Genomic DNA, 23,435 nt, shown 5'->3' with positions numbered 1-23,435 from the left:
TCTTTATTGTATCATGTTCTATTATTGTTTATATGTGCCGATTTCATTAATAACCATAATCAAAATGAAGGTCTTGGTGCCAAATCATATACGGGGGATGCTCTTCTTGAAGGTCAGCTGATTCTTTCTTCATATCCAGGTAAGTCTCTTCACTGATATCTTCTAAAACAGTCATTTCATTTACTTTAAATATTACTAAGGTACCCATTATTTACACCCTTCTTTGGAAAAATCCTTGACTATTTTATCACTGCTAGTTGGAAAGTCAATGGTTATTAGGAAAAAAGTTTCTTTTTTTAAGAAACGCGGCAAGACGCTATCCGAATCCGATTTTGAAGAGCCATGCCATTCACTTTTTACAATTTACGCCGATATATACAGTACAATACTGAATGCGAATAGCGAGGGATTGAAGTGTCGTTACAACAATACGAGATTTTATTGGATTCTGGTACAAATGAATTAGAAATTGTGAAGTTTGGCGTGGGCGATAATGCTTTCGGAATTAACGTCATGAAGGTAAGAGAAATTATTCAGCCAGTCGAGGTGACAACAGTGCCTCACTCCCATCAGCATGTAGAAGGCATGATTAAGATCAGAGGAGAAATTCTCCCTGTGATCAGCCTCTTCTCATTTTTTGGAGTTGAGCCTGATGGATCAAAAGACGAGAAATATATCGTGACTGAATTTAATAAAAGGAAAATTGTTTTCCATGTCGGCTCTGTTTCTCAAATTCACAGAGTATCCTGGGAAGCAATTGAAAAGCCGACATCGTTAAATCAAGGAATGGAGCGGCACCTTACCGGAATTATTAAGCTTGAAGACTTGATGATCTTTTTGCCTGACTATGAAAAAATTATTTATGATATTGAATCAGACTCAGGTGTGGATACGTACAATATGCATACCGAGGGCTTCGATCAAAGAAGAGCTGATAAAAAGCTTATCATTGTAGAGGACTCACCGCTTTTGATGCGTCTTTTGCAGGATGAGTTAAAAGAAGCAGGGTACAACAATGTTTCTTCGTTTGAAAACGGAAAAGAGGCTTATGAGTACATTATGAACCTTGCTGAAAACGAAACGGATTTATCAGAACAGATTGATATGATCATCACTGATATTGAAATGCCAAAAATGGACGGACACAGGCTCACAAAGCTGTTGAAGGAAAATCCGAAAAGCTCAGAAGTTCCGGTTATGATTTTCTCATCGTTAATTACCGATGATTTGCGTCACCGCGGAGAAGTCGTTGGCGCAGATGAGCAAATCAGCAAGCCTGAGATCAGTGATTTGATTAAAAAAGTGGATACGTATGTTATCGAATAAATAAAAACAGCCGATGCCCGAAGGGGCACGGCTGTTTTTATTTTAAAAGTAACTCTCGCCGAGTTTTTTAAAGACGGGTTTATGATAAGCTGGCTGCTGGCGATTTGTCACAAGCGGCTTTTCTTTCATGCCGACATATTCTTGCAATAGGTGTTTCGCCTTTGTTAAAGACATTTGAGCTTTAGGATTTCGGTACGACTGATTAAGTGTACCTAAATGCGGAAGATGTTCGAAGTCTTCTTTAGTTGGAGGCATGTGAAAATAGTAGTCTCCGATTGAGATAAGCACGTCCGATTGCTGTTGGCTGAACCTTGGATTTTTTGAAAAATGAAGCCCTATTTTCTTTCCTTTACCTTCTTTGACAAGCTTTTGCAAAGCCCGTTTTTTCAGCAGATATAGGTATTTAGGGTTGGGGGCGGTTTTTGCATGGCGGTTCACTGTGTAAACTGCTTTTGAAAGATTTTCTACGGTTGGCTGCAGATCTTTCGTATATGCATGGTCGTCCATTATTTCTCTCCTTTGCTCTTATCAAGTTCTATATGATTAGATTATACTTTTTTAAAGTTGAAATGCAAATATTGATTGTAAAAATGCGCTTTTTTCTGAGAAAAAAAGCGCATTTATAACCTATATTATACAGATTTTGCTTTCTTTTTGGGCTGCTCTTGAAATGCTTCTTGAACGTTCACTTCCACAGCCTGTGCACTGTATTTTGGCAGTGCAACAAAATAAAAAATAAAAACAATCAAGGTGATAACGCCCATGCCGTAATAAAGATAATCAATGTTTGAAACGAACTTAGGGAATAACAGCGCAACTAAGCCGAGTGTCAGAGACTGTGCAAACATCATAAAAGGGTCCTGCAAGCCGCTTACACGTCCCATCAGCTTAGGATGAACAATCTTTGGCATCCAGCCTCCGATAGCAATGTTGACCGGTCCGATGCACATTCCCAGGGCAAAGGATGCCGCGTAATACACCCATAAAACATTTGTATAGCCGAGGACGAAAATCAACAAACCCGCAATGAAAATCGGTATCGACATTAAAAAGTGAGGTTTCACTTTTTTTGAGATGATTGTGCCGATAACACTTCCCGCCAGCAGCCCAAAACCGAGTGCGATCGTAAATACAGACGTATGCCATTCATAACGGTCAGGCGCCAATCCATATTTCATTGTAAACATCGGCAATACGGCGAATCCCCCGTTGACAAATCCAAAAATGAAGAAGCCGAAAATCAGAGATGCCAGCAGTTTGTTTTTTGAAATATAGAGAATGCCTTCCCTAAAATCATTTATTGAATCTTTAACAGAAGCTTTTCTCCAGCTGAATGCACCATTTGGCTGTCGGGCTTCCTTTGGAATTCGGCAGCTGCGGATCAGGAGCCCGGAAATGATAAAGCTGACAAAATCGAGAATAATGGCGCCTTCAATGCCGATTGTGTTGTACATAAAAGCACCTATTCCGACTCCGAACACCATAAAAATACTAAAAAGCATCTGATTAAGCCCAGCCGCTTTCGCATAATGCTCCTTCGGCAGAATGGCTTGTACCAAACTGTTTTCTGCCGGAAAGAAAAACTTTGTTACAGCGCTTCTGACAAATAAAATACAGAAAACAAGAGGAATATTGCCGGTAAATAAAGTGAAAAAAAGGACGACAGTCAGGCCTGCTCTAATCCAATCGCAGTTTTCCGCTACCTTTTTTCTGTCAAACCGGTCCGCGACGACTCCCACGATCAGAAATACAAATACGGTCGGGAGAGAATACATCAGCTCTGCCAAGGTCGTATATGAAGGCTGGCTGCTGAAGCGGTCCAGCAAGAAAAAAGCAAATGCCATGTTGCCTACTGTCGTGCCCATTTGAGAAGCGAGTGCTGCGAAAAATAGACGAACAAAATTACGATTTTTAAATATATCCATAAAAACGCTCCTTACCCTAAAGGTCCCACTTTATCATATTATAAACCGCCTGTTTTTGAAACAAATAAGAAAACATTACCGGTTAATGGTGACTCTTGTTCCGTTTGGCACAATTGAAGCGAGTTCGATCACGTCTTTGTTATGCATGCGAATGCAGCCTTTAGAGACAGCCTTGCCAATCGAAGAGGGATTATTCGTCCCGTGTATTCCGTAGTGCTGCTTAGAAAGGCTTAGCCAATAGGCGCCGAATGGGCCGCCGGGATTGCGCTGCCGATTAATAATATAAAACTCGCCAGTCGGTGTTTGGGTCAGTATTTTACCGACCGCAATCGGATAGGTTTTGATTGTTTGATCATTCTGGAAGAGCGTAAGGGTCTTCGCACCGATTGAGACTGATATATGATATGGAATCGTATTAGGGTCCGGCAGCCCGGGGATGGCAATGGACTGTCCCGCAGTGAGCCCTGCCTGCAGTGACGGATTAGCCTTGAGCAATGCAGCGGCGCTGATTCTGAAATCAGCCGCGATGCTGTTTAGTGTTTCACCTTGCTTTACTTGGTACGTAAGCAGTTTCCTCATCCTCTCTTTTTTACTTATAGGTATTGATGAGGAGCCCATCCTGCTACATTAATTTGCGCTTTTTAAGGTAAAGACAGTGATTTCAGGCTTGGCTAGAAACCGCAAAGGCAGTCTGGTCATCCCGAGGCCTCGGTTTACGTAAATATGAGTGCTGCCTGTTTGATACATTCCCTCTGTGTAGACCTTTCCATAAGGAGGCGTAATAATCGGGCCGTAAAAAGGAAGCTGAATCTGGCCGCCGTGTGTATGTCCGGAAAGCTGAAGATTCACCGGATAGCCTGTTGTTTTTAACGCTGCATCAGGCTCATGGACGAGCAGAATAGAAAAAAGTCTGTCGCTTAGCCTTGAAAGGATGCCTTCATAGTCCGGGCTTCCTAGCATTAAGTCATCAAGTGACGCAATCTCGATTTCGCTGCCATCTGCAAGCGACAATGTTTCATACCCATTGCGGTATACCGTAAAACCGCCGGCCGTCATCAGGCTTTTGTAAACGGCAGTTCCATAGCCTCCGTGATCATGATTGCCGTAAATACAAAACTTGCCAAAGGGCGCATGTAGTTTTCTCAATAATGGAATAACTGCCTGGTGTTGCTGGTACGTATCAGGATTATCGATGATATCACCTGTAAACACAATGAGATCAGGTTTATATTCATTAATTGACTGGATAACAGTCTTTAAATCTTCAAGAGTAAAAGAATCACTCAAGTGTGTATCACTAAACTGCACGATTTTAAAACCGTCAAATCCGTGCGGGATGAGAGAGCTTTTGATTGTGTGTTCGGTTGTCTCGATCATATGCGGCTCCAGATATCTGGCATAGCCGTATCCGCCGCCGGCCGCTAAAGCCCCGGCAGCAAGAGCGCCGAACGTTCCTTTCAAAAATTGCCTTCTGGACATCTTTTTCATTTTCAAACCAACCTTTAATAGAGTTTTTCTATTATATCATCTGTATCTTGAAAAAATCTCATGTGAGCATGTACTGACAGAGGCAGGCATATAATGATAGAATAATATTGAATGAACACTCATTCATGACAAAGGGGGAGAAACATGGAAAAAAAGACGGTTATTATTACCGGCGGGTCAAGCGGCATGGGAAAAGCAATGGCAAAAAAACAGGCTGAATTAGGCTGGTACGTTATGGTGACAGGGAGGAACGAGGAAGCACTTGAGGAAACGAAACGAGACATTGAAACCTTTGAGGGGCAGGTCGCCTGTTTTCAAATGGATGTCCGTTCTGATTCAGCCGCTTCAGACATGATGACAGAAGCGATAAAAACCTTTGGCCGGCTTGATGCGCTGATTAACAATGCGGCCGGAAATTTTATTTGCCCGGCAGAAAAGCTGACGCCAAATGGATGGAAAGCCGTTATTGAGATTGTTTTAAACGGCACATTCTTTTGCAGCCAAGCTGCAGCCAGACATTGGATCGAACAGCAGCAGAAGGGTGTCATTTTAAATATGGCCGCCACATACGCTTGGGGAGCGGGGGCGGGGGTCGTCCATTCCGCTGCAGCCAAAGCAGGGGTATTGTCACTGACAAGAACGCTGGCCGTGGAGTGGGGGAGCCAATACGGAATCCGCACAAACGCGATAGCCCCCGGTCCTATTGAACGAACAGGCGGTGCGGAGAAACTATTTGAATCGGAAAAAGCGATGACACGTACCATGAACAGTGTACCGCTCGGCCGGCTGGGCACACCGGAGGAAATCGCCGCTTTGGCTGCGTTTTTGCTTTCTGACGAAGCATCTTATATAAACGGGGATTGTATCACAATGGATGGAGGGCAATGGCTGAATCCTTATCCGTTTTAAAGCATATTAATCTTTGGATTCAATGTGGTATAATCAGACAAAGATAGAGAAGCAGGTGATAACATGTTGGATCCACTTGATATTTTAACGAACATTGATGATGTCCTTCCATATTACCAGGCGATTTTCAGTGCCGAGGAACAGAAGATCATCGGTTATGAGGTGCTTGGACGAATTCTGGCAGATTCGGAAATCCAAAGTCTCGGTCCCTTCTTTTTAGACGCTGGGATACCCGAAGAATATAAATTAGAGGTTGATAACAGAATTATCCGCCAAGCTCTTGACTGCTTTTTAGAGGCGGATTCTGATCTGCTGATTTTTATGAATCAGGATGCCAATCTGCTGATGCTTGATCATGGTGAAAGCTTTCTGGAGCTTTTGAAAGAGTATGAAGCAAAGGGAATCGAACTTCATCGTTTTGTGCTTGAAATTACGGAGCACAATTTTGAAGGGGATATGGAACAGCTCTACCATATGCTTGCCTACTATCGTACATACGGAATTAAAATCGCAGTTGATAACATCGGGAAAGAAAGCAGCAACCTGGACAGAATCGCACTGCTTTCACCAGATCTGTTAAAAATCGATTTGCAGGCGCTGAAAGTATCACAGCCGTCACCGTCATATGAGCATGTGCTGTACAGTATATCTTTATTAGCGAGAAAAATCGGTGCGGCGCTGCTGTTTGAAGACATTGAAGCGAACTTCCAGCTTCAGTACGCTTGGAGAAACGGAGGCCGCTATTTTCAGGGGTATTACTTGTTGTCTCCATCTGAAAAGTTTCTAGAGAGAGATGTATTGAAGCGAAGACTTAAGACTGAATTTCACCAATTTATTACACATGAGAAAAAGAAGCTTGAAACCGTCCATGAGCACTCTGAACAGTTTTACAAACGAGTGCATCAAGCTGTGACATCTTTAAGAAAAAACAATCTGTCTTCTGATGATGACTTTATTAAAAAGCTGGCGGAAGAGCTGACAGATTGCAGCTTTAGAATTTACATGTGTGATGAAGAAGGCGATCAGCTGACGGGAAATGTGTTTAAACAAGATGGAGAATGGATTTACCAGCCGGAATACGCGGAAAAGAATTGGAGCTGGCGTCCTTATTTTCTGGAGAACATTATGAGAATGAGAAATCTCAGAAAAGGGTTTTTCAGTGATCTGTACAGTGATTTGGAAACAGGTGAAATGATCAGAACGTTTTCGTATCCGATGGATGATCAGATGTATTTATTTATAGACTTGCCCTATTCTTATTTATATGAGCAGGATGGGTTGATTTAAGCGGCTGAAAGGCCGTTTTTTTATTAAATTGAAAAAAATATGTAAAAACGATTGACATTGATACTGATAATCATTATCATTTGTTTATAGAGAGAACCTACTCTCTGTTCCCCAACCCCTCTATCAGATCAAGATCCGAAAAAGCTTGGCGCTACCCCCGCCAAGTTTTTTTTATTTACCAAAGCATAAGACAATCCACTGAAACAATAAATCTTACTAGTGGAAAACGTTGAACGCCGGAGGAACAGAAATGGTCCCGCGCCCGAACACCCCGATGCCAATGCGGCAGCGGCCGTGCAAGGCCTATTAGGCGGAGAATTTCGCCGTGATGCCCACTCTGAATCATTCCATGTTCCAGTCGTTTAACTTTCGAAGCAAGAAGACATGAAAAACTGTTTTACGATCTCGTATCTCCAGTATGACGGGTCCAGAAGTTGACTCCAAAAGGGCGGGCCGATTTCAGATTTCAGAGAACGCCGGAGGAATTTGCATCAGGAATATCAAAAGAAAATGTTTAGGAAGTTGCAAATAGGCTTTTTGATTCTGAGGGTATATCAAAAAAATCATAATTGTGTGCATGACATTCAAAAAAAGCCTCAAACTAATTAAAAATAGTTTTTTCACTTTTTTTCTTTTCTTAAATTCAGCAGGGAAAATGCCATCCTGTCCGACTTTATGGTATGATGCTCAATAGAACTTGTATTATAATAAATACTTGTTGATTTGAAGTTGCTTTTTGAAAGGAGTCTTTTTTTAGAATGTCACAATTAATGGGTATCATCACACGGCTGCAAAGTCTGCAAGAAACAGCGGAAGCGGCTAACGAGCCAATGCAGCGTTATTTCGAAGTAAATGGTGAGAAAATATGCAGTGTTAAATATTTCGAAAAAAATCAAACGTTTGAGCTGACGGTTTTCCAAAAAGGTGAAAAACCTAACACATATCCGTTTGATAATATCGACATGGTTTCCATCGAAATCTTTGAACTTCTTCAGTAAGATTCCTGAAATAGGGGGAACCAGCTCTCGCTTCTGCAAAAAGTAATCGCAATAAACGATAAGGAACATACTTGTTTCATGGTTGTAAATCCTTGAAAAGGAGTGTCGGCATGGCTGATTCTTTTCTGTTTTATAATCTTTCAGAAGCACAGATGACCTTTCAAGATGTGATGGAACGGCTTAAAGCCTTTATTCGAAAGGACCCCCGTTCCTCCTATGTGTTATCTATTGGAACTGATTCACAGGTTTACCGCGATTACACAAAGTTTATTACCGCATTGCATTTGCATCGTACAGGCAAGGGAGCTTGGGGCTGCTTGAAAAATCATACAGTCGACAGACCCATACATAGCCTTCGGGAGAAGATTTCGTTAGAAACGGCGTACAGCCAAGAAACGGCCGCTTATATTCTTGATGGACACTTAATGGATATTACCGATCTGCTCCTGCCCTTTACCGGTGAGGGAGCGGATCTTACCTTTGAGGTCCACTTGGATATTGGGAAAAAAGGGCTTACAAAAGAACTGATTCAAGAAATGACAGGACGCATCACTTCCATGGGGATAGAGGCAAAAATTAAACCGGATTCATACACTGCCTTCAGCTATGCAAATCGTTTCACAAAATAATTCCGGCTGAAAAGCCAAGGGAATTGTCGAATTATGCGGTTGACGTTTGTTTTCTGATTACTTATTCTAGCGGTAGAGCTGAAAGTAAGTTGTCTTGCTTTCAGAGGTATTCAGTATAAAACAGGGGGCCTGATTGCGAATGAGTCTTATCGGTGAACGATTTACAGAAGAAGAACAAAAACTTCTGCTGAATATCCTGATCAACCATGAGTATGCTATCGAGCTTTTAAGCAGTGAGATCAACGATATAGAGACAGGAACCAAAAACGTTGACGGAACCACCTACAAAAAACTTGTAACACTATACGACCGATTTCGATTTGAAAATTAATGGAGCACTCTATAATTGATACTCGTATAAAGAGTATCTTTTTTATTGAAAGGAAACTTTTCGACAATTATTGATAAAGCTTATATTATTGTAGTATAGGGAATGTATTGTTGATGAAAATGAAAAGGGGTCGAAAACATGATAAGCTTACAATCAGACCAGCTTCTTGAGGCAACAGTCGGACAATTTATGATTGAGGCGGACAAAGTAGCGCACGTTCAAGTCGGCAACAACCTTGAGCACGCGTTATTAGTGTTGACAAAAACCGGATACACAGCCATCCCGGTTCTAGATGCTTCCTATCGTTTACATGGTTTAATCGGTACAAATATGATTATGAACAGCATTTTTGGGCTTGAGCGAATTGAGTTTGAAAAGCTTGACCAGATTACGGTTGAGGAAGTTATGCTGACAGACATTCCGCGCCTCCATATAAATGATCCAATTATGAAGGGATTCAGCATGGTCATTAATAACGGATTTGTCTGTGTTGAAAATGATGAACAGGTGTTTGAAGGGATTTTCACGAGAAGAGTGGTATTAAAGGAGTTAAATAAACACATACGATCATTGAATAAGTAGGCTTTGCGGCCTATTTTCATTATATTGGCAGAGCAACAAAGAAAGCGCATACATATTTTAAACCGGAAAAGGACTTGAATCAGCCCCAGAGAGTTTATTAGAATGGGAGATAAGAAAAACTTATTGATCATAAAAAGGAGGACGACATGCAGCTTCAAGAGCTTCATATGCTCGTAGTTTTAGCTGAGGAGTTAAATATGAGAAAGGCGGCGGATCGGCTTTTTGTATCTCAGCCGGCTTTATCTCAGCGTTTACAAACGATTGAAAAGGCGTGGGGCACAAAAATCTTTTTACGGTCTCAAAAAGGATTAACGGTAACCCCAGCCGGTGAGAAAATCATTCAGTTTGCGAATGATGCAACGTTAGAGCAGGAAAGAATAAGAGAAAATATTGATGAGCTCGAAGGTGAAATTCACGGCACATTGAAGCTTGCTGTCGCCTCGATAATCGGCCAGCATTGGCTCCCTAAAGTCCTGAAGACGTATGTGGAAAAGTACCCGAACGCAAAGGTCTCGCTTATTACCGGCTGGAGCAGCGAAATGCTGAAAAGTTTATATGAGGATCAGGTTCATATCGGCATTATAAGAGGAAACCCTGAGTGGAAGGGCCGTAAAGATTACTTAATGACAGATCACCTGTATTTAGTGGACACTGAAATTTCCTGCATCGAAGATATTGCCCATACAGAACGGCCGTTTATCCAGTTTAAAAGTGACAGCACTTATTTTCAGGAAATTCAGCACTGGTGGCATCAAAAATTTAAAACGTCGCCAAAACAGACGATATTGGTTGATCAGATTGAAACGTGCAAACAGATGGCGCTGCATGGAATCGGTTATGCCATTTTGCCGTCAGTTACTCTTCAAAACGAAGATAAAGTCAATAAAATGCCTCTGTTAGACACAAAAGAGCATCCGATTGGGCGGGATACATGGCTATTAGGCTATGAACCTGCCTTTGAGCTGAAGCAAGTTCAAGCTTTTGTTCAAGTCATAAAGGATATGTTGGATCAAGAAAATCCATTTTAAAAGACAGCGATATGCTGTCTTTTTTAATTTGTATATTGACAATGAAAATCATTATCATTTAAAGTGATACATATGATATTGAAAATCATTATCAATTGATGAGGTGATAACATGGCTAAAGCCTTGATTACATATGCCAGTATGTCAGGAAATACAGAAGACATTGCGGCTGTTATAAGAGATACATTTCAGGAATATGAGTTGGACATTGACTGCATCGAGATAGATGACGCGGATGTATCTGCTCTGACCTCCTATGATTACGTGCTGATTGGCACCTATACATGGGGAGACGGCGATTTGCCTTACGAAGCGGAGGACTTTTTTGAAGAGGTCAAACAGCTTCAGCTTAATGGCTTAAAAACAGCCTGCTTCGGATCTGGCGATTATTCTTATCCAAAGTTTTGTGAGGCGGTTAATTTGTTTAGTGCCATGCTGCAAGAGGCGGGGGCTGCTGTTTATCAGGAAACTTTGAAAGTCGAACTGGCGCCTGAAACAGAGGAGGATGTGGAAAGCTGCCGAGCGTTTGCGAGAGGTTTTCTTGCATGGGCAGATTATTTGAACAAGGAAAAAATCCATGTTTCATAAAGGAGCGACTGCTGTCACAGCATCGGTATTTTCTGGTTATTTTGTGGCGGTACAAAGAGAAGGCATTTTTCATTATTCTTTGGAGCAGGGCTGGAGAAAGCTTTTTCGTTTGAAAAGCAAAATACATTGCATCAGTTACATAGGGCCTTACTTATTTGGCGTCGGTGAAAAGGGAACGGTGATTCGCTCGTCTGACGAAGGGAAAACCTGGACGATATCGAGTTTTCCGACAAATGCAGCAGTGTGGGCGATTACCGGCCGAAACGACGGGGTTGTCTGCGCTCACGGCAAGCATTGCGTTTATGTATCGGATGATTTTGGGGTTTCGTGGCGCGTAGCCAAACCTTTTGCAGAATTTGATCACCCGCCTGTTATTCGTTCGTTGTGTCTGCACGGCGGCAGTCTTTTTATCGGCACGCAAATACACAAATATTTTGGAGGCATTTGGGCTTACGATTTTAAACGTGGCACTGTCCAAATCGTTAAAAAAGAAGAAACCCGGATGACGGCATCCATGCTCGTGTTCAATGAAAAATGGCTGGTGGCGGCGATGGGGTCTGTGAAAGGAAAGCACGGTGCTGTCACTGTACGGAATATGTTGACTGACGAAGAATTCACTATACAATCCAGCATGATTAGAAAAGAAGAATCATTCCTTGATATTTCAGAGGATGATGGAATTATATATGTTACTACAACGCAAGATGAAAATGGTTATTCGAGAATTTACCAGGCTGATCTCGGAGCCAGGTCGTTGAAATGGTTCGATACCGTTAAGGGGCATGGATGGAGAGTGGCCAATCGGAAAGAGAATTTCTTTTGTGCAGGCTTGTATGAATGTAAATTTGTCCAGCCGTACGAAGTTTCAGCAATGATTCATTAGAGGAGGAAAATAGAATTGGGAAAGATTTTGCTCGTTTATGCAACAATGTCAGGCAACACTGAAGCAATGGCAGATTTGATTGAGAAGGGGCTTCAAGAGGCGGAAGCGGAAGCAGACCGTTTCGAAGCGATGGATATTGATGATGCACAGCTGTTAAACGAATATGATCATATTATTATGGGAACCTATACGTGGGGAGACGGAGATCTGCCTGATGAATTTTTAGACCTTGCTGAAGACATGGATGAGATTGATTTTTCCGGCAAATCATGTGCTGTATTCGGTTCCGGTGATACTGCATATGAATTTTTCTGCGGAGCAGTTGATACGCTCGAAGCAAAAATAAAAGAACGCGGAGGCGAAATTGTGCTGCCTTCAGTTAAAATCGAAAATAATCCAGAAGGTGAAGAAGAGGAAGAATTAATGGAGTTCGGGAGACAATTCGCAAAGAAAAGCGGATGCGCTGTCTAATCGCCCAATGGGAACTGCTAAAGCGGCTGTTCCTTTTTTTCTTGTCTTTGCATCTTTCCTTTGATACAGTAATGAGGTAGAAAATCAGGAGGAGGACTTTACATATGAAAATGATGGACGCAAATGAAATTATTTCATTTATTCAAAATAGTACAAAATCTACACCTGTAAAGGTTTACGTGAAGGGTGAGCTGGAAGGAATCAATTTCGGCGAATCTGCGAAAGCTTTTATCAACGGAAACACTGGTGTCGTTTTCGGTGAATGGAGCGAAATCCAAACAGCAATTGAAGAAAATCAAAGCAAAATCGAAGACTATGTGGTTGAAAATGACCGCCGCAATTCTGCGATTCCAATGCTTGACCTTAAAAATATCAAAGCGCGTATCGAGCCGGGCGCGATCATTCGTGACCAAGTTGAAATCGGTGATAATGCAGTCATCATGATGGGTGCCTCTATCAATATCGGTTCAGTCATTGGCGAAGGTACAATGATTGATATGAACGTTGTCCTTGGCGGACGAGCTACTGTCGGTAAAAACTGCCATATCGGAGCGGGTTCAGTACTTGCGGGCGTTATTGAGCCGCCATCCGCTCAACCGGTTGTCATTGAAGACGATGTTGTGATCGGCGCAAATGCTGTTGTTCTTGAAGGCGTAACAGTAGGTAAAGGAGCCGTTGTTGCTGCGGGCGCGATCGTCGTAAACGATGTTGAGCCATATACTGTCGTTGCGGGAACACCTGCTAAAAAAATCAAAGACATTGATGAGAAAACAAAAGGCAAAACTGAGATCAAACAGGAATTACGCCAGCTGTAACAAATCGTTTGATGAAAAAAGGCGTGGATGATATATCCACGCCTTATTCGTATAGGCAGGAGGAATGAAAATGAAGAAAGAGGAGCTCATTGCAATCCGCAGAGATCTGCACCGTATACCGGAGCTTGGATTTCAGGAGTTCAAAACCCAGCAGTATTTATTAAATGTATTGGAACAATATCCGCAAGACAGAATTGAAATTGAGAAATGGCGAACAGGGCTTTTTGTAAAGGTGAACGGGACAGCGCCGGAAAAAATGCTGGCATATAGAGCGGATATCGATGCGCTTTCCATTGAAGAGCAGACCGGTCTTCCATACGCATCAGAGCATCACGGCAACATGCACGCCTGCGGCCACGATTTGCATATGACGATTGCACTCGGCATTATTGACCATTTTATTAACAACCCGGTAAAACATGATTTGCTCTTTCTGTTTCAGCCGGCAGAGGAAGGACCTGGCGGCGCGGAACCAATGCTTGAGAGTGATGTGTTAAAAAAGTGGCAGCCTGATGTTATCACCGCACTGCATATTGCTCCAGAGCTGCCCGTGGGCACGATCGCGACAAAAAGCGGACTCCTTTTTGCGAATACATCAGAGCTTGTCATCGATCTGGAAGGAAAAGGGGGACATGCGGCCTATCCGCACTTAGCCGAAGACATGGTTGTAGCAGCAAGCACACTCGTCACACAGCTGCAAACGATCATCTCTAGAAACACAGATCCGCTGGACAGCGCGGTTATTACGGTGGGTACCATTACAGGAGGCTCGGCACAAAATATTATTGCGGAAACAGCTCACTTGGAAGGCACGATCCGCACGCTTTCTGAAGAATCGATGAAACAGGTAAAGGAACGGATTGAAGCTATAGTGAAAGGAATCGAAATCGGATTCCGCTGCAAAGGAAAAGTGACATATCCGTCTGTGTATCACCAAGTTTACAATACGAGCGGACTGACAGAAGAATTTATGTCTTTTGTTGCTGAACATGAACTGGCAACAGTAATCGAAGCAAAAGAAGCAATGACTGGAGAGGATTTTGGCTACATGCTGAAAAAATATCCCGGCTTCATGTTCTGGTTAGGTGCTGACTCTGAACATGGGCTTCATCACGCAAAGCTGAATCCCGATGAAAATGCGATAGAAACAGCGGTTAACGTTATGACAGGTTATTTTTCTGTTTATGCCAATTAAGTACAAATGAAAGAATAAAATTCCAAGAAATGAGCACTCTAGTAAGCGGAGGTGTTCAATAATGGCAAAAAAAATTGGAATTGAACAATCGTTATCAGATGTAGAAGCCGCATTAAAAGAAAAAGGATATGACGTTGTCATGATGAAAAGCCCTGACGATGCAAAAGGCTGTGACTGCTGTGTCGTAACAGGTCTTGATCATAATGTGCAAGGCATAGCCGATACGGTAACACAAGCACCTGTCATTACAGCTTCCGGGATGACTGCTGAAGAAATTTGCAGCGAAGTTGAAAGCAGAATTCAGTAAAATAAAAACCGAAGCAAAAAGCTTCGGTTCTTTTATTTACTCTGTTTCTTTAGGAAAAGCGCGGTCAAGAGCGGTTTTTATTTCCTTTCGCAGCACTCGCTCGACTCGCCACTGCTCCATATTTTCTGTTTTGGCAATGACTCTGATCACAATTTCGGAAGTACCCAGTTCTTGAATCCCAATGACATTAGGTCCTTCTTTTATTTGCGGAAGAGCGGCTGCCGTTTCATCGCATACTTGCTGTAAAATGTGAATCGTTTCATCAATGTTTCTTTCAGCCGGCACTTTGATATCAACCAGTGCCTGCATGATTCCCCGGGAATGATTACTTACGTTTGTAATGTTTCTATTTGGGATGTAATGCAGTGTTCCGTCAAAGCTGCGGATTTGAGTTGTTCTTAAGCCAACCTGTTCGACAATCCCGTCAAAGGTGGAAACCGTAATATAATCTCCGACATCCAATTGTTTTTCAAGCAGAATAAAAAAACCTGTCACAATGTCGCTGACAAGCCCTTGAGCGCCAAATCCGACAGCCAGTCCGACAATTCCTGCTCCCGCTAAAAGAGCGCTTGGATTGTAATGAAACAAATCCAGAACCATGACGAAGAATATAAAAATCAATATGTAAGAAAATATGTTAAAAGTCAGACTTTGGAGCGTATATGCACGTCCTTTAGACAAGCTGTTCTGATCCTCGAATTTTGCAAACAGATGCTTTATAATTTTCATGCTAAATGATCGAACAATAAAGTAGAGAAAGATCATAATGACGAGTTTAACGAGCAGAACACTGGCATTTGTAATAAGTCCCGCCCAATCGTATTGTTTAATAAAATCCATGTTGGAGCTCCTTTTTCTGAAGTGATTACTGCGTATTGAGATTTGTTACCCCATGTTTGACCATGTTAAACTGTTTATTCAAAAATGTCCCAGCCAAAGATATCTATAATTTGTTAAAAATTGACTCGCAAAATCTGCTCCTTTATAATGGGCATTGTGATGTTGTTAACGAAATATGGGTAAACACCCTTTATTATCATGTGATTCCGGCTTTTAAGCCAAACTATAAATTGGAGGGATACATATGGCAGAGCGTATGGTAGGTAAACAAGCTTCTCGTTTTGAAATGGAAGCAGTCCTTGCAAGTAAAGAATTTGGCAAAGTAAGTCTTGAGGAAAACATGAAAAACGACAAATGGACAGTGCTGTTCTTCTATCCAATGGACTTCACTTTCGTTTGTCCGACGGAAATTACAGCAATGTCTGACCGCTATGACGAATTTGAAGATCTTGATGCAGAAGTAATCGGAGTTTCAACTGATACTATCCATACTCATTTGGCGTGGATTAATACGGACCGTAAAGAAAATGGTCTTGGCCAGCTGAAATATCCGCTTGCGGCTGATACTAACCACGAGGTATCCCGTGAATATGGCGTTTTAATTGAAGAAGAAGGGGTGGCTCTGCGCGGATTGTTTATTATCAATCCTGAAGGCGAGCTCCAATATCAAACTGTTTTCCATAACAACATTGGCCGGGACGTTGATGAAACGCTACGTGTTCTACAAGCGCTGCAAACTGGCGGACTCTGTCCGGCCAACTGGAAACCGGGCCAAAAAACACTTTAATTCTTTCTAAGAAGGAAAAAAGGTCTAACATATTCGTTAGGCCTTTTGTTTAATAGGAGGGTAAAGCAATGAAATTACGTCAGCCAATGCCTGAATTGACTGGAGAAAAAGCTTGGTTCAATGGTGAAGTAACGAGAGAGCAATTGATCGGAGATAAACCGACACTTATTCATTTCTGGTCCATCAGCTGCCATCTATGTAAAGAAGCGATGCCGCAAGTGAATGTATTTCGTGATCAATATCAAGATAAACTGAACGTTGTAGCTGTGCATATGCCTCGTTCCGAGGATGACCTTGACCTCGGCAAAATTAAAGAAATAGCTGATGAACATGATATCACTCAGCCGATTTTTGTCGACAGTGATCATGCTTTAACTGATGCATTTGAAAATGATTATGTGCCTGCATACTATGTGTTTGATAAATCAGGACAGCTCCGTCACTTTCAAGCTGGCGGGAGCGGGATGAAAATGCTTGAAAAACGTGTGAACCGCGTTCTGTCTGAAACAGAACAGGATTCTGAATAATTCTTCATAAAAAACCTGATCTCATCAGGTTTTTTTATTTGTACAAGAAAGTAATCGGAAAGGTAAGAAGCTTATTTTTCCAAATATGGGCATAGTGAAAGGTGATTTATTGGATTGATACGCTAAAAAAACAGCTGATTTTTTATGTTTTTCCACAATTTTAGATAAATTTCATATGCCATAACTCGAAAATTGTAGATAATACACTAAATTTCATTAAAGAAGTAAGTAAAATATATATTTTCAACATTATACCAAATGAACTTGAAAGACGCTTAATCCCTTGAGAATAAAGGACTCTTTTGAAAAGTTGATTTTTTTTCAGAAAATAAGGAATTTTTCATAGAGTAAATATAATAGTAAAATGCTAAAATAATAGTTGATAAAATTACTTTTGTAATCTAATATCTTAATTAAAGATGTTAATTTTGATAGGGGGTACATTGAGGAATGTTTAATGAAAGAGAAGCTTTGCGCTTGCGGTTAGAACAATTAAATGAAGCTGAAGTGAAAGTCATTCGTGAATATCAAATCGAACGTGATAAAATATACGCAAAATTAAGAGAGCTGGACAGAAATGGAAGCCCTTCCGAAATCAAAAAGGATTTTCGTTCTGAAAAAAAACCTGACTCTTTGCCGGTTCTCGCTGAGCTTGCGGCTCAGGAAATCAGAAGCTATCAGCCGCACTCACAGCAGCAGTCTGTTCAGCCTCAGCTTCAATCTGCTTCCTCCCTTCCTGCCGGTATACCAGACGGAACAACACGAAGAAGAAGAGGAACGGCAAGACCCGGATCAAAAGCAGCTAAGCTGCGCGAAGCTGCCATTAAAACCTTAAAACGCCACAACGCGGCGATTAAGAGCTCCGAGCTTCAAAAAGAGATTGAAAAAGAAAGCGGTCTTGAAATCCCTAATATGACAACATTCATGCAAAGCTTAATTAAAATGTATCCGGAAGTGAAAAAGCCGTATCGCGGCCAGTACATTTTAGAAGGCGAAATCGAACCTGCAGAATCAGCTGAATCTGCAGAATCAGCAAATGGATAAACATACAGAAAAACTGCTTGGCATAGTGCGCAAGCAGTTTTTTTATTGGTTTTTTTTCTGTGAAGATTTGGTTTCTCTTTCAAGATTAAGCTTATAGACCCATTTTTGATAGGGCTTTTCCTCAGCGGCTCTGCTTTTCAGTTCTTCGATTGTATGGCTCATGGCCTGATCTGATGATTGGGCGCGGGCGAGCTGTTTTTGAAGCGCATGTATCTGTTTGGTGACATCTTCAAGTATAGTATCTACATGATTTGGCTGCTCGTAGACCGCTGGAGCTTCTTCTTCCGTTTTTTCTTTTTGTTTCGTGCCGCCATCAATATCGGCAAAATGAGAAGCAATCCAGGCATCACTTTCATCAAGCTGCCGTTTATACGATATAATAGTTTCGTGAAATAATTTTTCTTTTGTTTTTTCTATTTCGAGCAGCCTTTCTTTCGTTTCTATGATTCGATCTTTCATATGATCGACTTCTATTTTAATATGTTTTAGCTGATATTCTTTTTCTGCCATTTGCTCTTTTAGACGTCCGTTTTCGGTTTTTATCTTTTCAGTTTGCTGTTTTGCCTGAAGCAATGCGTTCTGTTCCTGCTCAATAGAGGCCTGAAGATGGCTGAGTCGTTTTTGCAGATTTTTATTTTCTTCTTCCATTTTAATTTTAGCAATATGAAGTTTATGTTTTTCTTCAATTTCGGCTTTGCGTTTATAGGTTTCAGCAGAAAGGAGCTCTTGCAACGCAACGATTTTATCAAGCAGTTCAGCTCTTATTTGATGCAGGGTTTGGCTGGTGTGGAAGGCGTGTTTTTCTTTCGTTGACATTTGTGTTAATTCGGCAGACAGCTGCTGAAGTTTTTCTTTCATATCGTTATTTTCTTTGAGCAGTTTGTTATTTTTCTGATGGAAGTAGGTTGCTTCAAGTTCGGAAATCAGCTTATGGCATCTTGAAAGCTCTGATTTTAAATAAAGGTTCTCCTGAGACACGTCATGGAAAAAAGGACCTGATCTTTTCATTCGAACCATCTCCCTCATGATGTTAACACTACAATATGCAAATACTGAACAGCTATTCCTCTTTAATAAACAGACAAGCAGTGGCGTTGGGACCTTGCTTTTGCTATGCTTTTAACGAAATAGGGGTGAGATGATATGGAGCATATAAACGTACTGCTGGCAGGAGGAGCCTCACGGCGCTTTGGAGAACCGAAGGCGTTTGTGAAATGGAGGGGCAGGATGTTATACGAATGGGCCAAAAAGGCGCTTGGAGAACATGCGGTTATCATCAGCCGTCCTGAGTTTATTGATAGATTTCAAGAAAACGGTGAAAATGAAGTGTATCAAGATGCTGAGCCATTTCAAGGCATGGGGCCATTGGCTGGTATATATACCTCTTTTAAAAAGACAGACGGCGAGCTTTATACTGTGCTTTCCTGTGACACGCCGCTGATCCAAAGAAGGACGATGCTGGAGCTCGAGCGTCTGATGACTCCCGGTACAGACGCGATCGTCCCGATTTCAGACGGACGGGAGCAGCCGTTGATTGCAATTTACCATAAACGAATCATGCCCATTCTATATGATCAGCTTTCTGAGAAGAGATTAAGAATATCAGATTTGTTAGGCCGAATTTCGGTTTGTTACGTACAGGCTGAAGAAATTGGAGCCAACCCGGCGGAGTTTATCAACGTGAATACACGTGATGATTTCAGCTGTTTGGAAGAAAAAACGGACTCCTTCAGGCGGGACTGATGGGGCAAAAACATGTTAAGATGACATAAAAGATAAGGAGAACAGGTTTGATGGAGGAGCGTTATTCGCGGCAAATTAGATTTAAGCAAATAGGGGAAGAGGGCCAGAAAAGACTGGCAGACAGCCATGTGCTGGTTGTCGGTGCAGGAGCGCTCGGGACTGCAGGAGCTGAAGGGCTTTCGAGAGCGGGGGTCGGTGCCATTACAATCATTGACCGTGACTATGTGGAGTGGAGCAATCTGCAAAGGCAGCAGCTTTATACAGAAAGCGACGCCAAGCTCCGCATGCCGAAAGCCATGGCTGCCAAAGCGCATCTATCAGCGATTAACAGCGGAATACATATTGAGGCATATGCTACCGAAGGAACAGCCGAAACGCTCGGGCCGCTGATTGAAAAAGCAGATGTCGTTATCGACGCGACAGATAATTTTGAAACCCGCATGCTGATAAACGATCTTGCCCAGAAAACAAAGACACCGTGGGTCTATGGCGCTTGTGTAAGCAGCCAAGGGATGTTCATGACGATTGTTCCGGGAGAAACCCCATGTCTGTCTTGTTTGTTTGAACAAATTCCTGTCGGCGGGGCGACGTGTGATACTGCCGGCATTATTCCGCCCGCTGTGCATATCGTTTCGGCCTATCAGCAGGCTGAGGCTTTAAAACTGTTAACAGGGCAAACAAAAGCGATACAGCATGGGTTTGTGACATTCGATGTTTGGAACAACTCGCATATGAAGATTAACGTTAATCATGTGCGCCGTGAGGATTGCCCGTCTTGCGGAGCACAAGCGGTTTATCCTTATCTCCAAGACTGGAACACACCAAAAGCTGCTGTACTGTGCGGCCGTGATACAGTCCAGATAAGGTCGGAGTCATTAAAAAGAATTCCGAAACAGGAGCTCATCGGGCGGCTGAAAACAATCGGCAAGGTCGAGGCCAATGCGTTTTTGCTGCATATTTTTTACGAGGATTTCAGAATCGTCATTTTCAATGACGGACGGGCACTGGTGCATGGAACAAATGATGTGAAAGAAGCCAATTCCGTGTTGGCAAGAGTAATTGGATTGTAACAACAGGAGGGGTCAGAATGCTGGAGAAAAGAACACCAATTCCGGTAGACGAGGCAGTTCGGCGTGTCAGCCATTTTCAAAAACAAGGGGAAACAGAATGGGTGGAGCTTGAAGGCAGCCTTCATCGATTTTTAGCTGAAGATGTAACAGCGGATCACCACGTACCCGCATTTGACCGTTCGCCATACGACGGTTTTGCTGTCAGAGCGTGCGATACGGCTGAAGCTTCACGTGAGAACCCCGTTCGGTTTGAGGTCATTGACCATATTGGAGCGGGAGCTGTATCTGAAAAAGAACTTGGCCCGTTTCAGGCCGTGCGGATTATGACTGGCGCGCAAATTCCCGAGGGAGCAGATGCTGTCGTCATGATTGAGCTGACTCAAACCTTTGAAGAGAATGGGAAGGCGTTTATGTCTTTAAAACGTCGCTTTCAGCCGGGAGACAATATTTCAAAAACAGGTGAAGACGCCCAAAAAGGGAGCGTTTTATTGAGAAAAGGCACCAGAGTGACACCAGGAGTGACTGCGCTTTTGGCAACCTTCGGATACGCATCTGTTCCTGTCGTGAGAAAGCCTGTTGTCGGGATTATTGCAACTGGCACCGAATTGCTGAATGTCAGTGATCCGCTGGAGCCGGGGAAAATTCGCAACAGCAATGCCAGCACGGTGTATGCGCAAGTAATTGAAGCAGGCGCAACACCGCTTTATCTAGGGAAAATTTCTGATGATCTGGATAAAAGCTTTGCCGCGGTCGAAGAAGCGATGAAAAAGGTTGATTTTCTGATCACAACTGGCGGTGTGTCAGTGGGTGATTTTGACTTTTTGCCTGCGATCTATGAAAAACTCGGAGCGGACGTGCTCTTTAATAAAGTTGCCATGCGCCCGGGCAGCGTGACAACGGTGGCGCATGCAAACGATATGCTGCTGTTTGGCCTGTCAGGTAATCCGTCAGCATGTTATGTCGGCTTTGAACTGTTTGTCAAACCAATGATCCAGACATGGCTGCTCAATGAAAAACCGCATTCGATTTGTGCGGAAGCGGTTTTGACCAAGGATTTCCCAAAGCCGAACCCATTTACCCGATTTGTTCGTGCTTTCGTGTACCATCAGGAAGGAAAGCTGTTGGCGGAACCCGTCGGATTGGATAAGTCCAGCTCCGTCACGTCACTTGCAGAAGCAAATGCGTTTATTATCCTGCCGGGCGGCACGAGAGGATATGAATCAGGCAGAACGGTTCAAGCGCTGCTCATCAGAGAAGAGAATGGAAGTGAATGGCCTTGGTCCGCCCTTTCCCAATCGTCCAAGTCGTAGGATTTCAGAACAGCGGGAAAACAACGTTTATCGAGCGTATTCTGGAAAAGGCCTCAGAACAGGGGCTCAATTTAGGCTGCTTGAAGCATCACGGTCACGGCGGTGAACCGCAAACGTTCACTAAAGGAAAAGATACTGATCGTTACCAAGCGGCAGGTGCTGGTGTGACAGCAGTAGAAGGTGCTGGTGTGTTGCAGCTGACAGCCCGCCGCAAATGGGATTTGCCGCGCCTGATCGAGTTATATCGGTTTCTCGAAATAGACTGCCTTCTGATTGAAGGCTTTAAAAAAGCCCCTTATCCTAAAGTGGTTTTACTAAACGAAAAGGAAGATCTAGAAGCACTGCAGGCAGTCAATACAATCGCCATCATCTATAGGAAAAAAGAGCATATGACAGAGCGCCATGGATTACCCGTTTTTCATGCGGATGATCCGGTTGCTGTGGATTTTGTGCTTTCACAGCTGAAGGGGGAATCTGCGTAATGGAACGGTTTGAGGTCACAAAAACACCCATTATTACGGAAGATATCATCAAAAAAGTGGAGAAACGGGAAGCCGGGGCAATTACCACATTTATTGGTACGGTTCGGGAATGGACAAACGGAAAAAGAACGGTTCGGCTTGAATATGAGGCATATGAACCGATGGCTGTGCAAATGCTGGCTCAAATCGGTACTGAAATCGAAGAAAAATGGGAAGGTGCTTCAGCCGCGATCACACATCGTATAGGTGTGCTGGATATCGGTGAAGCGGCGGTTGTGATCGCTGTATCCTCTCCCCATCGAAAAGCTGCTTATGAGGCCAATGAATATGCGATCGAACGAATCAAACAGATTGTGCCGATTTGGAAAAAAGAAATTTGGGAAAATGGTGAGCAATGGATCGGCGACCAGCTTGAAACAACAGCTTATCCGAACGGAAAACCAGATTTAAGCGAGGGAGAGCGGCATGATTAAAATTCTTTTATTTGCAGGGCTTGCGGAACAGGCCGGCACACAAGCATTGGAAATAGATATGGAACAAGCAACGACAGACGAAATAAAAGCGAGTTTAAAAGAACAATACGGCCTCGAATCGATTGATACAGCTATGATTGCCGTTAATGAAAGCTATGTAAAAGAAAATACCTCCGTATCTTCAAGGGACACGGTAGCCATCATTCCGCCTGTCAGCGGGGGATGAGACCGGACGGCATTCAGCCATCCGGTTTTTTGTATTTCATTCGCATATTCCCAAGCACCCCCAGCATACAATGATTTTCTGTAAGCGTTTATTTTACATACGTAACTCCCTATAAAGTAAGAGACTCACCCCATCATTAGACTGAATTTTTAAAAAACAATAGAAATTTAT

At 42.6% G+C, this 23,435-nt stretch carries 30 protein-coding genes and 1 pseudogene; 24 read left to right on the top strand and 7 right to left on the bottom strand.

Going from position 1 to position 23,435, the window contains the following annotated elements; genetic code table 11:
* Positions 1-46: 46 nt before the first annotated feature.
* On the bottom strand, positions 47-208 hold the full coding sequence (locus tag V6D44_RS02350) for a hypothetical protein (protein WP_087991017.1): 162 nt from the start codon (positions 206-208) through the stop codon (positions 47-49).
* A 206-nt stretch (positions 209-414) separates the two neighbouring features.
* Between V6D44_RS02350 and cheV the strand changes: the two genes are divergently transcribed.
* On the top strand, positions 415-1,326 hold the full coding sequence (cheV, locus tag V6D44_RS02345; protein ID WP_087991018.1) for a chemotaxis protein CheV: 912 nt from the start codon (positions 415-417) through the stop codon (positions 1,324-1,326).
* 42 nt (positions 1,327-1,368) lie between these two features.
* Here cheV and V6D44_RS02340 read toward each other — a convergent pair whose 3' ends face one another.
* The 4 genes from V6D44_RS02340 to V6D44_RS02325 form a co-directional block, all read right to left on the bottom strand.
* A complete protein-coding gene (locus tag V6D44_RS02340; RefSeq protein WP_087991019.1) occupies positions 1,369-1,833 on the bottom strand; it encodes a YkyB family protein in 465 nt (154 codons plus the stop codon).
* A 125-nt stretch (positions 1,834-1,958) separates the two neighbouring features.
* The gene (locus V6D44_RS02335; protein ID WP_087991020.1) at positions 1,959-3,251 is read right to left on the bottom strand and encodes an MFS transporter; all 1,293 of its coding nucleotides are present in this window, start codon (positions 3,249-3,251) and stop codon (positions 1,959-1,961) included.
* A gap of 75 nt (positions 3,252-3,326) precedes the next feature.
* The gene (locus V6D44_RS02330; RefSeq protein WP_087991048.1) at positions 3,327-3,821 is read right to left on the bottom strand and encodes a L,D-transpeptidase family protein; all 495 of its coding nucleotides are present in this window, start codon (positions 3,819-3,821) and stop codon (positions 3,327-3,329) included.
* 57 nt (positions 3,822-3,878) lie between these two features.
* Complete coding sequence (locus V6D44_RS02325; protein WP_202328615.1) at positions 3,879-4,739, bottom strand: metallophosphoesterase; 861 nt, start codon at positions 4,737-4,739, stop codon at positions 3,879-3,881.
* A 144-nt stretch (positions 4,740-4,883) separates the two neighbouring features.
* On the opposite strand from V6D44_RS02325, the gene fadH reads away from it, so the two are divergent.
* From fadH to V6D44_RS02255, 14 genes and pseudogenes are all read left to right on the top strand, one after another.
* Entirely contained in the window at positions 4,884-5,648 is a 765-nt protein-coding gene (gene fadH / locus V6D44_RS02320) for a 2,4-dienoyl-CoA reductase (protein ID WP_087991022.1), read from the top strand.
* A gap of 63 nt (positions 5,649-5,711) precedes the next feature.
* A complete protein-coding gene (locus tag V6D44_RS02315; protein ID WP_087991023.1) occupies positions 5,712-6,935 on the top strand; it encodes an EAL domain-containing protein in 1,224 nt (407 codons plus the stop codon).
* 219 nt (positions 6,936-7,154) lie between these two features.
* Positions 7,155-7,354, top strand: a pseudogene (locus tag V6D44_RS02310) (manganese catalase family protein); the annotation flags it as partial.
* A 339-nt stretch (positions 7,355-7,693) separates the two neighbouring features.
* Complete coding sequence (locus V6D44_RS02305) at positions 7,694-7,933, top strand: YkuJ family protein (RefSeq protein WP_003218671.1); 240 nt, start codon at positions 7,694-7,696, stop codon at positions 7,931-7,933.
* Positions 7,934-8,043: 110 nt separating this feature from the next.
* Entirely contained in the window at positions 8,044-8,562 is a 519-nt protein-coding gene (locus tag V6D44_RS02300) for a ribonuclease H-like YkuK family protein (RefSeq protein ID WP_087991024.1), read from the top strand.
* A gap of 133 nt (positions 8,563-8,695) precedes the next feature.
* Positions 8,696-8,893 (top strand): AbrB antirepressor AbbA, encoded by a 198-nt coding sequence (gene abbA / locus V6D44_RS02295; protein WP_010886502.1) that lies wholly within the window; start codon positions 8,696-8,698, stop codon positions 8,891-8,893.
* Between the two features lie 138 nt (positions 8,894-9,031).
* Positions 9,032-9,475 (top strand): cyclic-di-AMP-binding protein CbpB, encoded by a 444-nt coding sequence (cbpB, locus tag V6D44_RS02290; RefSeq protein ID WP_010328502.1) that lies wholly within the window; start codon positions 9,032-9,034, stop codon positions 9,473-9,475.
* 146 nt (positions 9,476-9,621) lie between these two features.
* Positions 9,622-10,503, top strand: coding sequence for a transcriptional regulator CcpC (gene ccpC, locus V6D44_RS02285; protein WP_087991026.1), 882 nt, complete (start codon positions 9,622-9,624; stop codon positions 10,501-10,503).
* Between the two features lie 111 nt (positions 10,504-10,614).
* The gene (locus V6D44_RS02280) at positions 10,615-11,091 is read left to right on the top strand and encodes a flavodoxin (RefSeq protein WP_087991027.1); all 477 of its coding nucleotides are present in this window, start codon (positions 10,615-10,617) and stop codon (positions 11,089-11,091) included.
* A complete protein-coding gene (locus tag V6D44_RS02275; RefSeq protein WP_087991028.1) occupies positions 11,081-11,974 on the top strand; it encodes a hypothetical protein in 894 nt (297 codons plus the stop codon). The genes V6D44_RS02280 and V6D44_RS02275 overlap by 11 nt, the downstream gene beginning before the upstream one ends.
* Positions 11,975-11,989: 15 nt before the next feature.
* Complete coding sequence (locus V6D44_RS02270) at positions 11,990-12,445, top strand: flavodoxin (protein WP_202328617.1); 456 nt, start codon at positions 11,990-11,992, stop codon at positions 12,443-12,445.
* Between the two features lie 104 nt (positions 12,446-12,549).
* Positions 12,550-13,260 carry a 2,3,4,5-tetrahydropyridine-2,6-dicarboxylate N-acetyltransferase gene (dapD, locus tag V6D44_RS02265; protein WP_087991030.1) on the top strand — a complete coding sequence of 237 codons (711 nt, stop codon included), beginning with the start codon at positions 12,550-12,552 and terminating at the stop codon, positions 13,258-13,260.
* Positions 13,261-13,330: 70 nt separating this feature from the next.
* Positions 13,331-14,455 (top strand): N-acetyldiaminopimelate deacetylase, encoded by a 1,125-nt coding sequence (locus tag V6D44_RS02260; protein WP_087991031.1) that lies wholly within the window; start codon positions 13,331-13,333, stop codon positions 14,453-14,455.
* Between the two features lie 61 nt (positions 14,456-14,516).
* Positions 14,517-14,762, top strand: coding sequence for a YkuS family protein (locus V6D44_RS02255; protein WP_087991032.1), 246 nt, complete (start codon positions 14,517-14,519; stop codon positions 14,760-14,762).
* 36 nt (positions 14,763-14,798) lie between these two features.
* Here V6D44_RS02255 and V6D44_RS02250 read toward each other — a convergent pair whose 3' ends face one another.
* Positions 14,799-15,602, bottom strand: a complete 804-nt coding sequence (locus V6D44_RS02250) for a mechanosensitive ion channel family protein (RefSeq protein WP_087991033.1) — start codon at positions 15,600-15,602, stop codon at positions 14,799-14,801.
* Between the two features lie 244 nt (positions 15,603-15,846).
* On the opposite strand from V6D44_RS02250, the gene ahpA reads away from it, so the two are divergent.
* The 3 genes from ahpA (at position 15,847) to rok (ending at position 17,960) form a co-directional block, all read left to right on the top strand.
* Positions 15,847-16,389 (top strand): biofilm-specific peroxidase AhpA, encoded by a 543-nt coding sequence (gene ahpA, locus V6D44_RS02245; RefSeq protein ID WP_087991034.1) that lies wholly within the window; start codon positions 15,847-15,849, stop codon positions 16,387-16,389.
* A 68-nt stretch (positions 16,390-16,457) separates the two neighbouring features.
* Positions 16,458-16,916 carry a TlpA disulfide reductase family protein gene (locus tag V6D44_RS02240; protein WP_202328618.1) on the top strand — a complete coding sequence of 153 codons (459 nt, stop codon included), beginning with the start codon at positions 16,458-16,460 and terminating at the stop codon, positions 16,914-16,916.
* A gap of 450 nt (positions 16,917-17,366) precedes the next feature.
* Positions 17,367-17,960 (top strand): transcriptional regulator Rok, encoded by a 594-nt coding sequence (rok, locus tag V6D44_RS02235; RefSeq protein ID WP_087992236.1) that lies wholly within the window; start codon positions 17,367-17,369, stop codon positions 17,958-17,960.
* A 42-nt stretch (positions 17,961-18,002) separates the two neighbouring features.
* Here the strand turns inward: rok and V6D44_RS02230 are convergent, their stop codons facing one another.
* A complete protein-coding gene (locus V6D44_RS02230) occupies positions 18,003-18,968 on the bottom strand; it encodes a sporulation protein (RefSeq protein WP_087992235.1) in 966 nt (321 codons plus the stop codon).
* A gap of 135 nt (positions 18,969-19,103) precedes the next feature.
* Here V6D44_RS02230 and V6D44_RS02225 point away from each other — a divergent pair, with 135 nt between their 5' ends.
* From V6D44_RS02225 to moaD, 6 genes are read left to right on the top strand one after another with little or no spacing between them, the layout of a single operon-like run.
* Positions 19,104-19,703, top strand: coding sequence for a molybdenum cofactor guanylyltransferase (locus V6D44_RS02225; protein WP_087992234.1), 600 nt, complete (start codon positions 19,104-19,106; stop codon positions 19,701-19,703).
* 50 nt (positions 19,704-19,753) lie between these two features.
* Positions 19,754-20,773, top strand: a complete 1,020-nt coding sequence (locus V6D44_RS02220; protein ID WP_087992233.1) for a MoeB/ThiF family adenylyltransferase — start codon at positions 19,754-19,756, stop codon at positions 20,771-20,773.
* 17 nt (positions 20,774-20,790) lie between these two features.
* Positions 20,791-22,083 (top strand): molybdopterin molybdotransferase MoeA, encoded by a 1,293-nt coding sequence (locus V6D44_RS02215; RefSeq protein ID WP_087992232.1) that lies wholly within the window; start codon positions 20,791-20,793, stop codon positions 22,081-22,083.
* A complete protein-coding gene (gene mobB / locus V6D44_RS02210; RefSeq protein ID WP_087992231.1) occupies positions 22,044-22,565 on the top strand; it encodes a molybdopterin-guanine dinucleotide biosynthesis protein B in 522 nt (173 codons plus the stop codon). Before V6D44_RS02215 ends, mobB begins: the two co-directional genes overlap by 40 nt.
* Complete coding sequence (locus V6D44_RS02205) at positions 22,565-23,038, top strand: molybdenum cofactor biosynthesis protein MoaE (protein ID WP_087992230.1); 474 nt, start codon at positions 22,565-22,567, stop codon at positions 23,036-23,038. The genes mobB and V6D44_RS02205 overlap by 1 nt, the downstream gene beginning before the upstream one ends.
* Positions 23,031-23,264 carry a molybdopterin converting factor subunit 1 gene (moaD, locus tag V6D44_RS02200; protein ID WP_087992229.1) on the top strand — a complete coding sequence of 78 codons (234 nt, stop codon included), beginning with the start codon at positions 23,031-23,033 and terminating at the stop codon, positions 23,262-23,264. Before V6D44_RS02205 ends, moaD begins: the two co-directional genes overlap by 8 nt.
* The last annotated feature ends 171 nt before the right edge of the window (positions 23,265-23,435 follow it).

The organism is Bacillus sp. 0209A, assembly GCF_036765095.1.
GTDB classification, from domain to species: Bacteria; Bacillota; Bacilli; order Bacillales; family Bacillaceae; genus Bacillus; species Bacillus subtilis_G.
The sequence above is the reverse complement of the archived record's forward strand: the minus strand, read 5'-3'. Positions and strand labels throughout refer to the sequence as shown.